The organism is Nitratireductor lacus (genome assembly GCF_056431025.1).
In genome coordinates this window covers 66,911-84,117 of sequence record NZ_JBWKMB010000007.1, presented here as the reverse complement: position 1 = coordinate 84,117, position 17,207 = coordinate 66,911, and the positions used below count along the sequence as shown (strand labels likewise).

18 protein-coding genes and 1 tRNA gene are annotated in these 17,207 nt (G+C 61.6%); 11 read left to right on the top strand and 8 right to left on the bottom strand.

Going from position 1 to position 17,207, the window contains the following annotated elements; genetic code table 11:
* Positions 1-164 precede the first annotated feature (164 nt).
* A tRNA-Ala gene (locus AC07E3_RS07735) sits at positions 165-240 on the bottom strand.
* 259 nt (positions 241-499) lie between these two features.
* Between AC07E3_RS07735 and AC07E3_RS07730 the strand changes: the two genes are divergently transcribed.
* From AC07E3_RS07730 to AC07E3_RS07720, 3 genes are read left to right on the top strand one after another with little or no spacing between them, the layout of a single operon-like run.
* The gene (locus tag AC07E3_RS07730) at positions 500-790 is read left to right on the top strand and encodes a YggT family protein (protein ID WP_065817101.1); all 291 of its coding nucleotides are present in this window, start codon (positions 500-502) and stop codon (positions 788-790) included.
* Positions 791-802: 12 nt separating this feature from the next.
* On the top strand, positions 803-1,120 hold the full coding sequence (locus AC07E3_RS07725; protein WP_336071155.1) for a DUF167 family protein: 318 nt from the start codon (positions 803-805) through the stop codon (positions 1,118-1,120).
* A 55-nt stretch (positions 1,121-1,175) separates the two neighbouring features.
* Positions 1,176-1,784, top strand: a complete 609-nt coding sequence (locus AC07E3_RS07720; RefSeq protein ID WP_478361014.1) for a hypothetical protein — start codon at positions 1,176-1,178, stop codon at positions 1,782-1,784.
* A 119-nt stretch (positions 1,785-1,903) separates the two neighbouring features.
* Here the strand turns inward: AC07E3_RS07720 and ppa are convergent, their stop codons facing one another.
* The 5 genes from ppa to AC07E3_RS07695 all read right to left on the bottom strand — a co-directional run bounded on the left by ppa (position 1,904) and on the right by AC07E3_RS07695 (position 5,389).
* Entirely contained in the window at positions 1,904-2,437 is a 534-nt protein-coding gene (gene ppa / locus AC07E3_RS07715; protein WP_065816842.1) for an inorganic diphosphatase, read from the bottom strand.
* A 216-nt stretch (positions 2,438-2,653) separates the two neighbouring features.
* A complete protein-coding gene (locus AC07E3_RS07710; protein WP_025030915.1) occupies positions 2,654-3,160 on the bottom strand; it encodes a GNAT family N-acetyltransferase in 507 nt (168 codons plus the stop codon).
* Positions 3,161-3,248: 88 nt separating this feature from the next.
* A complete protein-coding gene (locus AC07E3_RS07705; RefSeq protein WP_478361012.1) occupies positions 3,249-3,893 on the bottom strand; it encodes a TPM domain-containing protein in 645 nt (214 codons plus the stop codon).
* Position 3,894: 1 nt separating this feature from the next.
* A complete protein-coding gene (locus AC07E3_RS07700; RefSeq protein WP_478361010.1) occupies positions 3,895-4,737 on the bottom strand; it encodes a TPM domain-containing protein in 843 nt (280 codons plus the stop codon).
* Positions 4,738-4,750: 13 nt separating this feature from the next.
* The gene (locus tag AC07E3_RS07695; protein WP_336071051.1) at positions 4,751-5,389 is read right to left on the bottom strand and encodes a LemA family protein; all 639 of its coding nucleotides are present in this window, start codon (positions 5,387-5,389) and stop codon (positions 4,751-4,753) included.
* Between the two features lie 124 nt (positions 5,390-5,513).
* On the opposite strand from AC07E3_RS07695, the gene AC07E3_RS07690 reads away from it, so the two are divergent.
* The 3 genes from AC07E3_RS07690 (at position 5,514) to AC07E3_RS07680 (ending at position 7,485) form a co-directional block, all read left to right on the top strand.
* Positions 5,514-5,765 carry a hypothetical protein gene (locus AC07E3_RS07690; protein ID WP_065816838.1) on the top strand — a complete coding sequence of 84 codons (252 nt, stop codon included), beginning with the start codon at positions 5,514-5,516 and terminating at the stop codon, positions 5,763-5,765.
* A 7-nt stretch (positions 5,766-5,772) separates the two neighbouring features.
* Positions 5,773-6,657: a pyridoxal kinase PdxY gene (gene pdxY, locus AC07E3_RS07685; RefSeq protein ID WP_478361008.1), complete on the top strand. Its 885-nt coding sequence runs from the start codon at positions 5,773-5,775 to the stop codon at positions 6,655-6,657.
* Between the two features lie 183 nt (positions 6,658-6,840).
* On the top strand, positions 6,841-7,485 hold the full coding sequence (locus AC07E3_RS07680; protein ID WP_478361006.1) for a carbonic anhydrase: 645 nt from the start codon (positions 6,841-6,843) through the stop codon (positions 7,483-7,485).
* A gap of 9 nt (positions 7,486-7,494) precedes the next feature.
* Here the strand turns inward: AC07E3_RS07680 and AC07E3_RS07675 are convergent, their stop codons facing one another.
* Together AC07E3_RS07675 and AC07E3_RS07670 are read right to left on the bottom strand one after the other, a co-directional pair.
* On the bottom strand, positions 7,495-8,757 hold the full coding sequence (locus AC07E3_RS07675) for a multidrug effflux MFS transporter (protein ID WP_336071046.1): 1,263 nt from the start codon (positions 8,755-8,757) through the stop codon (positions 7,495-7,497).
* Complete coding sequence (locus tag AC07E3_RS07670) at positions 8,754-9,233, bottom strand: MarR family winged helix-turn-helix transcriptional regulator (protein WP_336071044.1); 480 nt, start codon at positions 9,231-9,233, stop codon at positions 8,754-8,756. The genes AC07E3_RS07675 and AC07E3_RS07670 overlap by 4 nt, the downstream gene beginning before the upstream one ends.
* A gap of 144 nt (positions 9,234-9,377) precedes the next feature.
* Between AC07E3_RS07670 and AC07E3_RS07665 the strand changes: the two genes are divergently transcribed.
* The 5 genes from AC07E3_RS07665 to AC07E3_RS07645 all read left to right on the top strand — a co-directional run bounded on the left by AC07E3_RS07665 (position 9,378) and on the right by AC07E3_RS07645 (position 17,204).
* The gene (locus AC07E3_RS07665; protein WP_478361004.1) at positions 9,378-11,432 is read left to right on the top strand and encodes a M3 family metallopeptidase; all 2,055 of its coding nucleotides are present in this window, start codon (positions 9,378-9,380) and stop codon (positions 11,430-11,432) included.
* 104 nt (positions 11,433-11,536) lie between these two features.
* Positions 11,537-13,105 carry an alkaline phosphatase D family protein gene (locus tag AC07E3_RS07660; protein WP_478361002.1) on the top strand — a complete coding sequence of 523 codons (1,569 nt, stop codon included), beginning with the start codon at positions 11,537-11,539 and terminating at the stop codon, positions 13,103-13,105.
* A 193-nt stretch (positions 13,106-13,298) separates the two neighbouring features.
* Entirely contained in the window at positions 13,299-14,228 is a 930-nt protein-coding gene (locus AC07E3_RS07655) for an MBL fold metallo-hydrolase (RefSeq protein ID WP_478361000.1), read from the top strand.
* Positions 14,229-14,356: 128 nt separating this feature from the next.
* A complete protein-coding gene (gene typA, locus AC07E3_RS07650) occupies positions 14,357-16,180 on the top strand; it encodes a translational GTPase TypA (protein WP_322340216.1) in 1,824 nt (607 codons plus the stop codon).
* 412 nt (positions 16,181-16,592) lie between these two features.
* Entirely contained in the window at positions 16,593-17,204 is a 612-nt protein-coding gene (locus AC07E3_RS07645; protein ID WP_336071034.1) for a LysE family translocator, read from the top strand.
* The last annotated feature ends 3 nt before the right edge of the window (positions 17,205-17,207 follow it).

Sequence of the window (17,207 nt, the reverse complement as noted above, 5' to 3'; positions counted from 1 at the left end):
GGCACGCAAATCCCCCAACAGAGACGGCAGGTCACATATCGACCAAATACACCCAATCAGCGGGTCTCGAATGCAGGGGATGATGCACAAGTATTGGCCAAGCTACGGAAAACACGCCGGTATTCGGATCGAGACTTGTGGGCTGAGTTTAACCGGCGGACGGTTGGTGGAGCTGAGGGGAATCGAACCCCTGACCTCGTCATTGCGAACGACGCGCTCTCCCATCTGAGCTACAGCCCCGTTTCGCCGGTGGACAGCATTTAGGTCCGCAGCGCCCGGGCTGTCAAGAATCCAGTTTTCTACCCGGGATGCCCGTCATTCATCGCCAAATGACACACAAATGGCCCCATTCTCGCGTTTCAGGCAGGCAAATAACCGCGCCAGACTTGCCGCATCCTTCGGCAATGGCTACATGTCGCAAAATTCACGGCATGCGGAGCAGGCAGGGGCATCGTTCCCGCTTCCGACTGCCGCGCTTCACACGGCCCAGGAGACCGGCATGCTCGCGCTTATCCAGACCATCATCATGGCGCTCGACATCTATTGGTGGCTGATCATCGCCTCGGCCGTCTTTTCCTGGCTCTACGCATTCAACGTGGTCAACCCGCGCAACCAGTTCGTCGGTTCGGTCGGCAATTTTCTCTTCCGCGTTACGGAGCCCGCATTGCGGCCGATCCGAAACCTTCTGCCCGATCTTGGCGGCATCGACATTTCGCCGATCATCCTGCTGCTGGCGCTGTTCTTCATCCGGCAGTTCATCCTGACCACCATCGCCCCGGCACTTCTCTGATCCGTGACGAACCTGCCAGCTTTCTGTCGGTTGGCCGAGAACGGGCTGGCGCTTTTCGTGCGCCTGACACCCAGGTCCGCGCGCGACGCCATTGAGGGCACGGCGGAGACCGCGGATGGCCGCTGTCACCTGAAGGCACGTGTGCGCGCCGTTCCCGAGAACGGGAAGGCCAATGCCGCACTGGAAAAACTGCTCGCAAAACAGATCGGCGTGCCCTCAGGCGCCGTTTCAGTGGCTGGTGGAGCGACCTCCCGCCTCAAGACCGTGGAGATAAGGGGCGACCGCGGAGAGCTTCTCATACGGCTCAGGGCAATCGCCGCAGGGCAATAGGCGTCGTCATGAAATGCGTCTATGCTCGCCTCACCTGTGAGAAGGAGCATAGCCCATGCGACTGGCAATAGCGGGACTTCTGGTAGGCGCCCTTGCCGGCGTGGCCCAGGCCGCGGAAATCGAAAGCGCCTATACCGAGGTCAACACGCAGGAGAACTGCGCGGCCTTTGCCCCCCCTGCAGGTGATGAACCCGGCGACTGGATCAATTTCGTCTGTGCGGGTTGGCGCGGCTACCCCGTGCTCATCTACTATGGGGATGCGCGCGAATCGATTTTCTACGGCTTCCCGCCTGACGGTGACCTGGCGCCGGAATGGGAGAGCTTTGCCGGCTTCAATTCGACTGGATCGACCATCGAATGGCGCATCATGAGCGATGGCGATCGCCAGTGGCCCTTCGCGACAATCCACCGCTGGTTCGTCGACGACGGCGAGAGCCTGGACGACAAGATCGAAGTGCTGGTGGTGGAGAAGGTCGGGCAGGTCTTCGGGCGGGAGGGCTGCGTGGTCGGCTACGTTGTGGCCACGGGCAACGAAAACGCCAATGAAAAAGCCCGCCGCATCGCCGATGGGCAGGCTTTCGATTTCGCTTGCGGAGCGGACCAGCCGGTTATCGATGCCGGCGATGTTCCGCTGCCTGAGACCACTGGAGGTGACGGCGGCTAGAGCATCGGACCGAAAAGTGGAATCCGGCTTTCGGATTGTTCCGATGCTCCGTCAATAGTTTAGATCGTCCTTTGCGCGTCCGGATGGGACGCACGGCGATCCAGGCGCCGCCCCGTCCTTTATTTGCTGGTCTTGGCCCGCTCGACCGCTTCAACGATCAGCTTGCGCGCTGCCGCAGCGTCCATCCAGTCGCCGATCTTGACCCATTTGCCGGGTTCCAGATCCTTGTAATGCTCGAAGAAGTGCTGGATCTGCTGGAGGGTGATTTCCGGCAGGTCCGTGTAGTTCTTCACATTCTCGTAGCGACGCGTCAGGTGCGGCGACGGTACGGCGATGATCTTCTCGTCCTGTCCGGAATTGTCTTCCATGATGAGAACGCCGATGGGACGCACATTGATGACGCAGCCGGGAATGAGCTGGCGCGTGTTGCAGACCAGAACGTCGATCGGATCGCCATCATCCGAAAGCGTATGCGGCACGAAGCCGTAATTGCCCGGATAGGTCATCGGCGTGTAGAGAAACCGGTCGACGACCAGCGTCCCGGAGTTCTTGTCCATCTCGTACTTGATCGGCTGGCCGCCGACCGGAACTTCGATGATGACGTTCACGTCTTCCGGCGGATTGTCACCGGTGGAGATGGCGTCTATGCGCATGGGGAAAGCAACCTTTGTTCTGGCAGTTTATGGCTGCCGGAGACCGGCATGGCGACCGATACGGTCAGCCGGACGGAGCAGCCCGGAAATGGATGGCTGCCGCTTTATCGCGTCAAAGGCCGCATGGCAATGCAGCGAATGGTGCAGTGCGAAAATTTGACACTGCGCGCCAATGCACAGATGGGGCGGAACGGGGTGCCAGTCGCCTCAGGCGTCTTAGTCCCAGACAAAGGCGAGTTTGCGCAGCGCCCGATGCTCGAACACCTCGACGCCTTCGGCGATGTCGCGCCCGCCTGCGCCCGAATAAAACGCCAGAGCCGTCTCGTTGTCTTCCAGCGCCCAGACCACCAGTCCCTTCAGACCATGAGCTTCCAGCATGTCGCGTGCCGCCTGGAAGAGACGCCGGCCCAGACCGATGCCCTGGTATTCGGGCCGCAGATAAAGCTCGTAGATCTCGCCTTCCTGGCTGAGTTCGCGGGCGCGATTCCGCCCGAGTGTTGCATAGCCGGCAATCTCGCCGCCGATCTCGATCACCAGAACAGTGGCAGACCGGCGAATCGCATTTGCCCACCAGCGCGGACCGCGCCGACCGATCATGCGTCCGAGCGCCTGATAGGGGATGATGCCGGTATAGGCGCTGCGCCACGCACTGTCATGAACCTCGGCGACAGCCTCGGCGTCGTTCGGCTCTGCTCGTCTGATGTCGATCGTCAGCGTGTTCATAATTTCTTAACCATAGCTGCGTCGGGTCGACATGCGCAAGCATTAGAGCGCTCATCTTTGCGGTCACGCACAAATGGCCGAAAAGCGCTCAGATTTCCGTCAAACGGTCTGCGATTTCATTGGAATTACGCCGTCCGGCAGGAAAATGCCGGGAAAGCACCTCGCCCGCATAAGTGACCGTTTCCACGAAGCCATCGGCCAGTGTGCCACGCCGCGCATGGTCCAGCATCAGCGCAACACCTTCGTTCCAGACACTCTGGTCGACACAGGCGTCGATCTCGTGATCGGCCACGATTTCCACATATCGTTCCGCCAGCGAAACGAAGATCAGAACGCCCGTCCGGCCTTCCGTCACATGGATGTTGTGCGCGAAGAACTGGTTCTGCGCATTGTCATGCGCCCGCCGGTATTTCAGCGCTTTGGGAACCAGGGCCACACGCAGCCCCTCAAAGGCAACAACCAGAGCGGCTGCGGCAGCGAAGGCAGCGAGCTGGGCCGCAGCGAAAACCACCGGATCGATCGAGATCCACCAGTGTCTGAGCGCAAGCGCCAGGAACGGCCCCAGAATGAGGATCGCAAGAGCGACGATCAGGCAGGCTGGGTAGAGATAGGGGTCGCTCGTCCGCGCGAGCACACAGTAGATCTCGCCCGATGTCTTTTCCTCGGCGTCACTGATTGCCCGGGCGATGCGCGCGTGCTCCGCGCCTGAAAGCCTTTTGATGCGTCGCGTCATTCTACCAGCTCCCCGAAGCACCGCCGCCGCCCGACGAACCGCCGCCACCGGAAAAGCCGCCACCGCCACCACCGCCGGACGACCAGCCGCCCGATGAGTGCCCGCCGGACGAGCCGCTGCTCGACTTGTTGTAATCCACCGTCATGCCGAGCCATTTGTAGCGCTTCGGACCGATCTTGCGACCGAAGATGGGCGGCAGAAACGCCATGGCAAACCCGCCGAAGAAGAACGTGCCCCAGACAATGAAGAAGAGAATGACCGGCCAGGGGAGACCATCGTCATCCTGCTGGCTGCGCCTGGCGCGCGCTTCAAGCTCGGCTGCATTGCCTTCCAGAACCATGACGATGTCATCGACCGCGCCACTGATGCCGGCCGGGAAGTCGCCCGCACGAAAGGCCGGCACCATCGTGTTTTCGATGATCAGCTTAGAGTGCAGGTCCGTCAGCGTTCCCTCAAGACCGTAGCCCACCTCGATGCGCATCTTGCGGTCATCGAGCGCGACGAGGAGCAGGACACCATTGTCCTCGCCCGCCTGCCCCAGCCCCCATGCGCGAAACAGGCGATTGGCGAATGGCTCAAGCGCCTCGCCTTCAAGGCTGCGGATCGTAGCGACGACGATCTGGTCGGAGGACTTCCGTTCGAAAGCCTCCAGTCGCTCGGTAAGCGAGGCTTCGGTCGATGCGTCTATGATACCGGCATTGTCGACCACCCGACCCGTGAGCGGCGGCAGTTCCGCAGCCGCAAGGGCCGATGCCGAGAAAACCGCGATCAGCCCGGCGACAAATGCCATCCAGATCCCGGCCCGGCAATGCGCGGTCGACGCACGCGGAAAAGCCTCCCCCATGGGTCCGTCTCCGTCAGCCGCCGCTGCTGGTCCCGAAATTGACCGACGGCACATCCATCTTGTCTTCCGGGATGGTGAAGGTCTCATAGGGCTCGTTGCCGGTGAACCAGAACATGGCCCACAGCATGGAGGGCAGCGTTTTCAGCGAGGTGTTGTAGAGCCGCACGGCCTCGATATAGTCGCGACGGGCAACGGCAATGCGGTTTTCCGTGCCCTCAAGCTGCGCCTGCAGAGCCAGGAAATTCTGGCTGGATTTCAGATCCGGATAATTCTCAACCACCGCAAGGAGGCGCGACAGCGCGCCGGAAAGACCCGCCTGGCTTTCCTGAAACGCCTTGAAGGCTTCAGGATCGGTAAGCATGTCCGGCGAGATCTGGACCTGCGTCGCTTTCGCGCGCGCCTCGACAACGCCTTCAAGCACCTCGCGCTCCTGCGCGGCATAGCCCTTCACCGTCTCGACCAGATTGGGGATCAGGTCGGCACGGCGCTGATACTGGTTCAGCACCTCGCTCCATGCCGCCTTGGCCTGCTCCTCACGGGTCGGAATGGTGTTGAAACCACAGGCCGACAGCAACGGCAGCAACAGGCAGAGCGCAAGCAGGGGGAAAAGGCCGCGTGCAGGAACGGCGGCGAGCGACTTGGCAAACGACATGAAGGAGCACCTCCAGAAAATTGGTTCTCCGGACATTAGAACATGGTCCACTGATAGGAAACCAATTCCGATCAGTGCGTCCATGCTGTACGGTCGACCCTCACTCACTGCAGCGGGTTTTCGTATGGGGTCAGCACAGAAACGGGATGAGCGGGCGGAAGCGGAGTCGCGCCGCATCCTCGACCGGGTCAGCCGCGAAAGCGAAGGCAGTTCCATGATGACCCGCGCGCGCGATCACATCGCGGCAAGAGACGCGGAGCAGAACGATCCGATCGAACTCTGGGGCACACGGATCGGCAGGGCCATCGCCGTGACAACCCTGACCGCGCTGATCCTCTGGCTTCTCCTCTACGTTTTCGGCATCATCGGCGGATAAGGGCAGCATGACCACAGAAGAAAACCGGCGCGAAACACGCGCCGTGATCGTCATCTCAAGCCATGTCGCGCGCGGCAGCGTGGGAAACCGCGCAGCCGTTTTCACGCTGGAAGCGCTTGGCTTTCCGGTCTGGGCGGTGCCGACCGTCATTCTGCCGTGGCATCCAGGGCACGGCCCCGCAACACGCATCGTGCCGGAACCCGACCAGTTCGCACGGTTTATGAACGATCTGGAGAATGCGCCATGGCTAAGCGAGGTCTCTGCCGTTCTGACCGGCTATCTGGGGAACCCGGAACAGGCAGAAGCGATCGCAGGCCTTGTGGAAACCCTGAAAGCCAGCAATCCAGCGGCACGCTATGTCTGCGACCCGGTGCTTGGCGACCGGGGCGGGCTCTATGTGCCGGAAGCAACGGCAGCAGCCATCCGTGACCGGCTATTGCCGCTGGCCGACATCGCCACTCCCAACCGATATGAGCTGGCCTGGCTCACAGGCGTCGATATCGACGGCACGGAGACGGCGATCCGCGCTGCGCGAAAGGCGCCCCCTGCCGATGTGATGGTGACATCGGCCCCTGCAAGCAGCGCCGACCGGCTGGCAAATCTGCTTGTCAGTGAGACGGAAATCCTGCGTGCGGCACACGACAGCATTCCAAAAGCTCCGAATGGAACCGGCGATCTGACGGCAGCACTCTACCTCGCGCGCCTGCTTGCCGGCGAGGCGCGGGAAGAAGCGCTTGCGAAGACAACGGGATCCGTGGTGACCATCCTCAACAGGGCCACGGAACGCGGTTCGGACGAGCTCATGCTGGAAACCGACCGGCAGGTTCTCACACGTCCACAGATGGTGGTCGATATCGAACGCGTCGCGGAGCCCGTCTCCGCATCACACTGAATGCGTCAGCTTTCCAGGGGCAGGCGGAAACATCCGAGATCCATATGAATGCGAGAATGTTAAACGGATAGAACAGCTCCGGGCATCTGAGAGCAGCGCATGAAAGCCATTGCATTGACGCTGTGCGTGGTTCGACATTAAACCGGATTGCCCGCCGCGCATTTTGCCGCTATTCGAAAGCTCATGACCCATCTTCCAGAACGCCTGATCGCCGGCTACCAAAATTTCATGGCCGGCCGTTACAGCTCCGAGAGCGACCGCTATCGCAAACTGGCCAAGGATGGCCAGTCTCCACAGACCATGGTCATCGCCTGCTGCGATTCCCGAGCGGCGCCCGAAACGATCTTCGATTGCGGTCCGGGCGAACTGTTCGTCGTGCGCAATGTGGCCAACCTCGTGCCGCCCTATGCGCCGGACGGCCAGCACCACGGTACTTCGGCAGCGCTTGAATTCGCGGTGCAGAGCCTCAAGGTAAAGCATATCGTGGTGATGGGTCACGGTCGCTGCGGCGGCATTGGTGCGGCGCTCAATCCTTCGGCAGAGCCGCTTTCGCCAGGTGACTTCATCGGCAAGTGGATGGGTCTCGTGGCGCCGGCTGCCGAGGCACTGTCCGGCAACGAGCTGATGACGCCGGCAGAGCGCCAGACAGCGCTGGAGCGTATTTCGATCCGCTACCAGGTGCAGAACCTGCGCAGCTTCCCCTGTGTGAAGATACTGGAAGACAAGGGCAAGCTCTCTCTGCACGGTGCTTGGTTTGACATCTCAAGCGGCGAATTGTGGGTGATGAACCCCCAGACCGGTGATTTCGAGCGACCGCAGCTCGATTAACGGGCTTTGCTAAACCGGACCCGGAGGGCTTGGCCGCAGGGCCGTCGCCAGTGCCGGTTCCGGCAGCCGGTTCCAGATCAGCCATGAAATGATCGCCATGGCCCCCAGCGTCGGGATGATGAGCACCATTGCCAGCACCGGATCGCCGATCAGCGCCGCGATGCTGCCACCGGCAAGCCCTGTTCCCATCTGCAGAAAACCAGTGAGCGACGACGCCGAACCTGCGATGCGTGGAAATGGCGCGAGGCCCGCTGTCATCATGGCCGGCATCACAAAGGCAATGCCGAAGGCATAAACCCCCACGGGGCCCATCACACCGATAAAGCTCGGCTCGAACAGAGTCAGGGAGAAAATCAGAAGCAGGCTGCCCGCGCCAATGGCGGCAAGGCCGATGGGCACCAGCTTGTAGGCTCCGAGCGATCTCATCAGGAAACGCGCCGCAACCGCGCCTGTGAAATACATGCCCGACTGCGCCAGCATGCCGATCCCGAACTCGGCCGGTGTCAGCCCGACACGACTCATCAGAATGAAAGGCAGCACTGTCGCCTGCGTGTAGAGCGCGCCCACCGCTCCGGCGATAACCAGGCTGGAAAGCATGAAATAGGCATTGCCGAGCAAAAGGCCATAGGAGTGGATCAACGCGCCGGGGCTGATCCGCGACAGATCCCGCACGACTGTTTCGCGCATGCAGAAATGTACGACCAGCGCAATGACGGCTCCTGCTACAAGCATGAGAACGAAGATGGCGTGCCAGCCGGCAAGCTGCATTGTGAGGCCACCAAGAGTGGGAGCAAAGGCAGGACCGATCGCCAGGATGATGCCGATCAGGTTCATGATGCGGGCGGAGCTTTCCTGTGTGAAAAGATCGCGCACAACCGCGCGCGATACCGCAACGCCAACCGCAGCCCCGAAACCCTGCATGAAACGCGCGGCGATGAGCGTCTCGATATTGGGCGACATCAGCGCAATGAAGCTCGCCACGACGTAGATGCCTATAAACGCGAACGTGACAGGCTTGCGCCCCAGCCCGTCCGACAGAGGACCGCAGAATAGCTGGGCAAATGCAAAGCCGGCAAAGTAAAGCGATATGGTCATCTTGACCGCCGCTTCCGTGGTGCCGAACGCCTCCACGATCTGCGGCATGGCAGGCGTGAAGAGCGCCATCGAAACCGGCCCGAGCGCGACCAGCATTGCCCCAATGATGCTGACACGCCGCTCGCTCATGAGCGGCCGCGCGGCAACACCGTCCGGTGTGTCCGCACGCAGGTTCATAAGGGTGCCTCCGCACGGGAGTCGGCAGGCTTTTGCGAGATTCCGGCAAGATTGGCGCGGACGAGTTTGAGCTGCTCCAGCAGGCTATCCCATTCTGCAGGGCTGAGCGAGCCCGCAGCCTTCTTTCGCATCTCCGCAGCCACCCGGCCTATGGCCACGAGAACGTCGTCAGCCGCATCGGTGAGCTCGACCAGCTTGGCGCGCCGGTCCTTCGGATCGTTTGCACGGCGGATAAGTGCCCGCGCTTCGAGCCGATCGAGATAACCGCTGAGCGTCATGGCCTCGACACCCATGCGTTCGGCCAGGACATTTTGCCGGACGGCTCCAGCGCGCGCCGCATGCGCCAGGGTTCTTGCCTCACCAGGCGTTACACCAAGACCGGCATCCGCGATCGCGCGGTCCATCGTGCCACGGATCAGGCGATGGATATCGGCAACCAGAAAACCGAAGGAATCGGGATTGACGGAGTGCGTCACGACAATTGCCCCTTATTATAAGGTAAGCTTAATATAAGCATCACATATAGTCATGATGGATCACCGTCAACTCCAGCCATTGCGCGTCTGGCAGCCAACGCCTACATCGCAGGGGGCCCACCCTTCCAACATTCTGGAACCCTCATGCAGAAATCCGCCCCAATCGATCTCGCAACGCACCCGCTGACGAACTGGACCGGCCCGCATGGCCTGCCGGATTTCTCCGCGTTCGACGACGCAGCATTCGCACCTGTGTTCGAGGCTGCCCTGACCGCGCACGAAGCCGAGATCGCCAGGATTGCCGGCAACGCCGAAGCACCCGGCATCGGCAACACGCTGGCCGCACTGGAGCTTGCCGGAGACGCCCTGTCGAAAGTCTCTGCGGTTTTCTGGTGCCGGGCCGGCGCGCATACCAATGAGACGATCCAGACGCTGGAGCGGGAGATCTCGCCGCGCATGGCACGCCACGTCTCCGCGATCTTCATGAACGATGCGCTCTTCGCCCGCATTGACCGGCTTTACCAGGATCGTGAGGCGCTGGGTCTCGATGCGGAAGCAAGCCGCGTTCTGGAAAAAACCTGGAAGCGCTTCGTGCGCGGCGGCGCGCAACTCGATCAGGATGACAAGGCGCGGCTTGCCGCGATCAACGAGGAACTGGCCGGTCTTGGCGCGCAGTTCGGCCAGAATGTGCTTGCCGACGAGAGCGGCTGGGCGCTGTTTCTGGACGAAAGCGACCTGGCCGGGCTTTCCGACGCCCTGAAGAGCTCCATGGCCGAAGCTGCCGAGACGCGCGGTGAGAAGGGGCGATTTGCGGCGACGCTGTCGCGCTCCATCGCCGAGCCATTCCTCGCCTCGTCAGAACGGCGCGATCTGCGCGAAAAAGTGTTCAGCGCATTCACGAAACGTGGCGAGAACGGCGGAAAGACCGACAACACCGACGTGATTGCCAGAACACTGAAGCTGCGCTCTGAAAAAGCGAAACTGCTCGGCTATGAATCCTATGCCGCGCTGAAACTCGACGACACGATGGCCAAAACGCCCGAAGCCGTGCAGGACCTGTTGCAACCGGTCTGGCGGAAAGCGCGCGAGAAGGCCGCCGAGGACGAGAAAGAACTGGCCCGCCTCGCCGCGCGGGAAGGGCAGAACCACGCCATCGCCCCCTGGGACTGGCGCTACTATGCCGAAAAGCGGCGCGCTGAGCGCTTTGCTTTCGATGAGAGCGCCCTCAAACCCTATCTTGCTCTGGAGAATGTCATCGCTGCTGCGTTTGATGTGGCGCATCGGCTTTTCGGACTCACCTTCGAGGAACTGAAAGCGGTGCCTGCATGGCATGAGGACGTGCGCACATTCATCGTCCGCAACGCCGATGGCTCCACGCGGGGTCTTTTCATGGCCGATTATTTCAATCGCCCGTCCAAGCGCTCCGGCGCATGGATGAGCGCGCTTCAATCCGGCTATCGTCTGGGGGAAGGCAAATCTCCCATCATCTACAATGTGATGAACTTCGCCAAACCGCCGAAAGGGCGTTCCGCCCTGCTCTCCGTGGACGAGGCGCGCACGCTGTTCCATGAATTCGGCCACGCACTGCACGGCCTGCTGAGCGATGTCACCTGGCCGTCAATCTCCGGCACCTCGGTCTCGCGCGACTTCGTGGAACTGCCCTCGCAACTCTTCGAGCACTGGTTCACCGTGCCTGAGGTGCTGCAGAAGTTTGCGCTGCACCACGAGACCGGCGAACCCATGCCCCAGGAACTGGTGGAGAAGATGCGCGCCGCACGCACGTTCGACGCCGGCTTCGCCACAGTGGAGTTCACCGCATCCGCACTGGTCGACATGGCCTTTCACAGCCAGGTGGAAGCGCCGGAAGACCCGCTGCGCTTCGAAGCGGAAACGCTGGAGAAGCTCGAAATGCCCAAGGCCATAGCCATGCGCCACCGCACGCCACACTTCCTGCATGTGTTCGCCGGCGATGGATATTCAGCCGGCTACTATTCATACATGTGGTCGGAAGTCCTGGATGCCGATGCGTTCCGTGCCTTCGAGGAGAAAGGCGATCCCTTCGATCCCGAAACGGCGGAAAAGCTGCGCCGGCACATCTATTCTGCGGGCGGCTCCGCCGATCCCGAGGAGCTTTACAAAGCCTTCCGCGGCCGCATGCCCACCCCGGAAGCCATGATGGAGAAGAAGGGGCTCGCCTGAAAGGGCTTTTGACAGTCATGGATGTGTCATGTGAGCGATAACTCACTGCAACATTGAAGCACCAGATTGCCTCCCGAGAATCAACCAGATTGAGGGAGACTGTCATGAAGTCCTTCGCAGTGAGTACCCGCCGCAAATTCCTGCTAGGAACCGGCGCAACCGCACTCGCCACCGCCGTGGGCGGGCTTGCCATGCCCGCCATCTCGCGGGCTTCTTCGCGCCCCGTGTTCACGCACGGCGTCCAGTCCGGCGATGTCGACACGACGAGCGGCATGATCTGGACCCGCACGGACCGGCCGGCGCGGATCGAGTTCGAGATCTCGACCACCGAGAGCTTCGCCAACCCCGTGCGGCTGCCCACCATGGACGCGCTGCCGGAGAGCGACTTCACCGTCAAGCGGCTGCTCGAAAACCTCGCCTCGGACCAGGACATTTTCTATCGCATGAGGGCCGTGGATCTGAGCGACGTCTCGGCTGGTTCCGAGCCCATTATCGGACAGTTCCGGACGGCTCCGTCTGCCCGCCGTGACATCCGCTTTGCCTGGTCCGGCGATACGGCCGGTCAGGGCTGGGGCATCGACGAGACCGGCATGAAGACCTATGCCACCATGGCGAAGCACCGCCCGGATTTCTTCCTCCACTCGGGCGATACCATCTATGCCGATGGCCCGATGGAAGATGAGGTTACGCTCAAGGACAGCAGCGTCTGGAAAAACACCGTCCTGATCGACGAAAAGCGCAAGGTTGCCGAAACGCTGGATGAGTTCCGCGGCCAGTGGAAATACAACATGATGGACGATCACGTGCGCGCACTGAACGCCGTCTGCCCGACATTCTTCCAGTGGGATGACCATGAAGTGGTCAACAACTGGTCGGCCTCCAAGGATCTTTCGGAAGACGATCGCTACACCGAAAAGTCGGTGGCGCTGCTGCAGGCGCGTGCGGCGCGCGCTTTCCACGAGATGACGCCGATCCGCTATACCCCGGCAGAGCCGGGCCGGGTCTACCGCAAGATCGCCTACGGTCCGATGCTCGATGTCTTCTTCCTCGACATGCGCTCCTACCGTGCCGCCAATTCGGAAGGCCTCCAGGAAGCCGCCGGCGAGGAAACCCGCTTCCTCGGCGACGAGCAGATCCGCTGGCTGAAACGCGAGCTCGCAAACTCCCGCGCCACCTGGAAGGTCATTGCCGCCGACATGCCGATCGGCTTGGTGGTGCCGGATGGCGACAGGATCGAGGCGATCGCCAATGGCGACAATGCAGGCCCGAAAGGCCGTGAGTTCGAGATCGCCGATCTCCTGCGCTACATCAAGAATGCGGGCATTGAAAACACGGTCTGGTTCACCGCCGACGTGCACTACACGGCCGCGCACTATTACAATCCCGACAAGGCCGCCTTCCAGGACTTCAAACCGTTCTGGGAGTTCGTGTCCGGCCCGCTTCACGCCGGCACGTTCGGGCCCAACAGGCTCGACGGGACGTTCGGACCCGAGCTCAAATATGTGAAGGTCCCCAGCGAGGAACAGGGTGCCAACCTGCCGCCTTCGGCCGGCTTCCAGTTCTTCGGTCTTGTCGACATCGACGCCACCACGGAACAGATGACCGTGCGGCTCATGGACCGCGACGACAGCGAACTCTACAAAGTGACGCTCGATCCCGTGCGCTCTGCCTGACGGACCGCGCAGATCAGCAAACCGGGGCCTCTGGTCCCGGTTTTTTTGCGCGCTTCCGAAAGATTAAGCCAACAGTTGGCTCAAACTACCAATTTATTGGAATGCCATGCCCAATTGGTCGCAGTTTGAGAAATTGCATCTTCCCCTCACCGGCATTAACTAATCTGTATCGCACGCACTCACGGAGAGCACGATGGATCAGACATACACGCCCCGGGGAGCCGGTGCAGCGGCGAAGGCCACCACCGCACGTCCGGATGTGACCGTCTTCTTCGACCAGCGCACCTTCTCCGCGCAGTATGTCGTTGCCGACCCGGCAACCGGAAAATGCGCCATTATCGACCCGGTGCTGGATTTCGACGAGAAATCGGGCAGCACGTCGACGCAGAATGCCGACAGGCTCCTTGCCTTCGTTGCAGATAAGGGCCTGGAGCTGGAGTGGATTCTCGACACGCACCCCCATGCCGACCACTTTTCCGCCGCAAGCTATCTGAAAGAGAAAACCGGCAGACCCATCGCCATCGGCGAAAAGGTCGTAGAGGTCCAGAAGCTCTGGAAAACAATCTACAACTGGCCCGAATTCAAAGCGGATGGCTTGCAGTGGGACAGGCTTTTTGCCGACGGCGACACCTTCACCATCGGCTCGCTGCCGGCAAGGGTCATGTTCTCGCCCGGGCATACGCTGGCCTCGATCACCTATGTGATCGGCGATGCCGCCTTCGTTCACGACACGCTCTTCATGCCCGATTCCGGCACGGCTCGCTGCGACTTTCCCGGCGGCAGCGCCGAACGGCTCTGGAAATCCATCCAGGACATTCTCAGCCTGCCGGACGAGACCCGCATCTTCGTCGGCCACGATTATCAGCCGGGCGGGCGTGAACCGCGTTTTGAAAGCACCGTCGCCGAACAGAAGGCGACAAACAGTCATATGTCGAAATGCGAAACGGAAGCCGATTTCGTCGCCGTCCGCGAAGCGCGCGACAGGACCCTGCCGATGCCTAAACTCATCCTGCACGCACTGCAGGTGAACATGAACGCCGGGCAGCTCCCCGCGCCGGAGGCCAATGGCAAGCGCTATCTCAAGTTTCCGCTCAACGCGCTCAAGGGCGCAAGCTGGGGCTGATCTTGCGGCCGCCCGCGGCATGAAGGGCACTGCACACTTTCGCAATTGCGAAAAAACCTGTATGAGCGCGGCAACGCAACTGGCCGCGCCATGCCTTTCGCGCGCCTACCGACCCCAAAAGAGCACACATGAAACTGCGCAATATTGCGATCATCGCCCACGTTGACCATGGGAAAACGACACTCGTCGACGAGCTTATGAAGCAGTCCGGCGCCTTCCGCGACAACCAGCGTGTCGCAGAGCGGGCCATGGACTCCAACGACCTCGAAAAAGAACGCGGCATCACCATTCTTGCCAAGGCCACCTCGGTGGAATGGAAGGACACCCGCATCAACATTGTCGACACGCCCGGCCACGCCGATTTCGGCGGCGAGGTGGAGCGCATCCTCTCCATGGTGGATGGCGCCGTGCTTCTGGTGGACGCGGCCGAAGGCCCGATGCCGCAGACCAAGTTCGTCGTGGGTAAGGCGCTTAAAGTCGGCCTGAAACCGATCGTCGCCATCAACAAGATCGACCGTCCGGACGCGCGTGCCGACGAGGTGATCAACGAGGTGTTCGACCTCTTCGCCGCGCTCGACGCCACTGACGAGCAGCTCGACTTTCCGATCCTCTACGGCTCGGGCCGCGACGGCTGGATGAACTACGAGCCCGAAGGTCCCAAGGATCAGGGTCTCGCCCCGCTGTTCGACCTGGTGCTCAAGCATGTGCCCGAGCCGACCACCGAGCCCGGCCCCTTCCGCATGATCGGCACCATTCTGGAAGCCAACCCCTTCCTCGGCCGCATCATCACGGGCCGTATCGCGGCCGGATCCATCAAGCCGAACCAGGCCGTGAAGGTGCTGCATCACGACGGCACGCTTCTGGAAAACGGCCGCATCTCCAAGATCCTCGCCTTCCGCGGCCTTGAGCGCCAGCCCATCGAGGAGGCCCATGCCGGCGACATCGTCGCCATTGCAGGTCTCTCCAAGGGAACCGTTGCCGACACGTTCTGCGATCCGTCGGTCAGCCAGCCGATGGAAGCCCAGCCGATCGACCCGCCAACCGTGACCATGAGCTTTATCGTCAACGACTCGCCGCTCGCCGGCACCGAGGGCGACAAGGTGACGAGCCGCGTGATCCGCGACCGCCTCCTGAAGGAAGCCGAGGGCAATGTGGCGCTGAAGATCGAGGAAGCCGACGACAAGGATTCCTTCTATGTCTCAGGCCGTGGCGAACTCCAGCTCGCCGTTCTCATCGAAACCATGCGCCGCGAGGGCTTCGAGCTCGCCGTATCGCGCCCCCGCGTGGTGATGCAGAAGGACGAAAGCGGCCAGCTTCTCGAGCCCATCGAGGAAGTGGTCATCGACGTGGACGAGGAGCATTCCGGCGTCGTCGTGCAAAAGATGTCGGAGCGCAAGGCCGAGATGATCGAGCTGCGCCCCTCCGGCGGCGACCGCCAGCGCCTCGTCTTCCACGCGCCCACGCGCGGCCTGATCGGCTATCAGTCGGAGCTTTTGACCGACACGCGCGGCACGGCCATCATGAACCGGCTGTTCCACGATTATCAGCCCTACAAGGGCGAGATCGGCGGCCGCGTGAATGGTGTTCTGATCTCCAACGATGACGGTGAGGCAGCGGCCTACGCCCTGTTCAACCTGGAAGATCGCGGCCCGATGGTGATCGACGCAGGCGTAAAAGTCTATCACGGCATGATCATCGGCATTCACTCCCGTGACAACGATCTGGAAGTGAACGTGCTGAAAGGCAAGAAGCTCACCAACATCCGCGCCGCCGGCAAGGACGAGGCGGTGAAGCTGACCCCGCCGATCCGCATGACGCTGGAGCGCGCGCTTTCCTGGATCCAGGAAGACGAGCTGGTGGAAGTGACGCCGAAGTCGATCCGCCTGCGCAAACTCTATCTCGACCCGCACGAGCGCAAGCGCTTCGAGAAAAGCCGCGCCGGCGCGGCTTGAGGTTTACTTCCAGATGAGCCCGCACTTGTCTTGCGGGCTCAAAACGGATGAGAATGCGGCTGCGTAACCTTCTTTGGCGTTGCGATACTGGACTTCTTGAGAGCGACATTGACGTTGTTGCCTGGCACCCTCGCCCTTCGACAAGCCCAGGGTGAGGGTTACCGGGGCGTGGCGGTGGCTCGAAAGGTGTATCGTCCGCGAGGATCAACCGCCCACCGCTCTGTCACCTCGACATTTCAATAATGAGCCTACTGGTCAATAGTGGGCCTACTGGTCGTCCTCAGTAACCCTCACCCTGAGCTCGTCGAAGGGCGAGGGTGCCAGGCGCAGCCGTCGACACGTCCCGCCATCCGGGTTGACAGTTTCCATACATGGAGCCCTAATCTCCCGCGTTCTCGTGGAGGAGCCCCCAATGGATCCCGCATTCCTGCTCACGGCGCTTGTCGTCGTGCTCATTCCTGGCACTGGTGTGATCTACACACTGGCCATCGCGCTTGGTCGCGGCGGATTGGCATCCGTTTCGGCCGCGTTCGGCTGCACGCTCGGCATTCTGCCCCATATCGCAGCCGCGATCCTCGGCATCGCCGCCCTGCTGCATGCCAGCGCGATGCTGTTCCAGATCGTGAAATTCGCCGGGGTGCTCTATCTCCTCTGGATGGCATGGGGCGCGCTGAAGGAGAACGGCATGCTGAATGCCGAGCCAGACCGCAGCGCGATCCCGCATCGGGCGATCATCCGCCGCGGCTTCCTGATCAACATTCTGAACCCAAAGCTCTCGATCTTCTTTCTCGCTTTCCTGCCCCAGTTCATTCCCGCTGAAAGCGCCCTGCCGGCGCTCGACATGGCGTGGCTGGGCTTCATCTTCATGGCGATGACCTTCGTCGTCTTCGTGCTCTATGGGCAGATGGCTTCGCTCGTGCGCGGCAGGGTCCTGTCGAGCCCGACCATCATGAAATGGCTGCGGCGCTCCTTTGCGGCAGCCTTTGCCGCGCTCGGCCTGCGTCTGGCGCTCTCCGCGAGGTAGAAC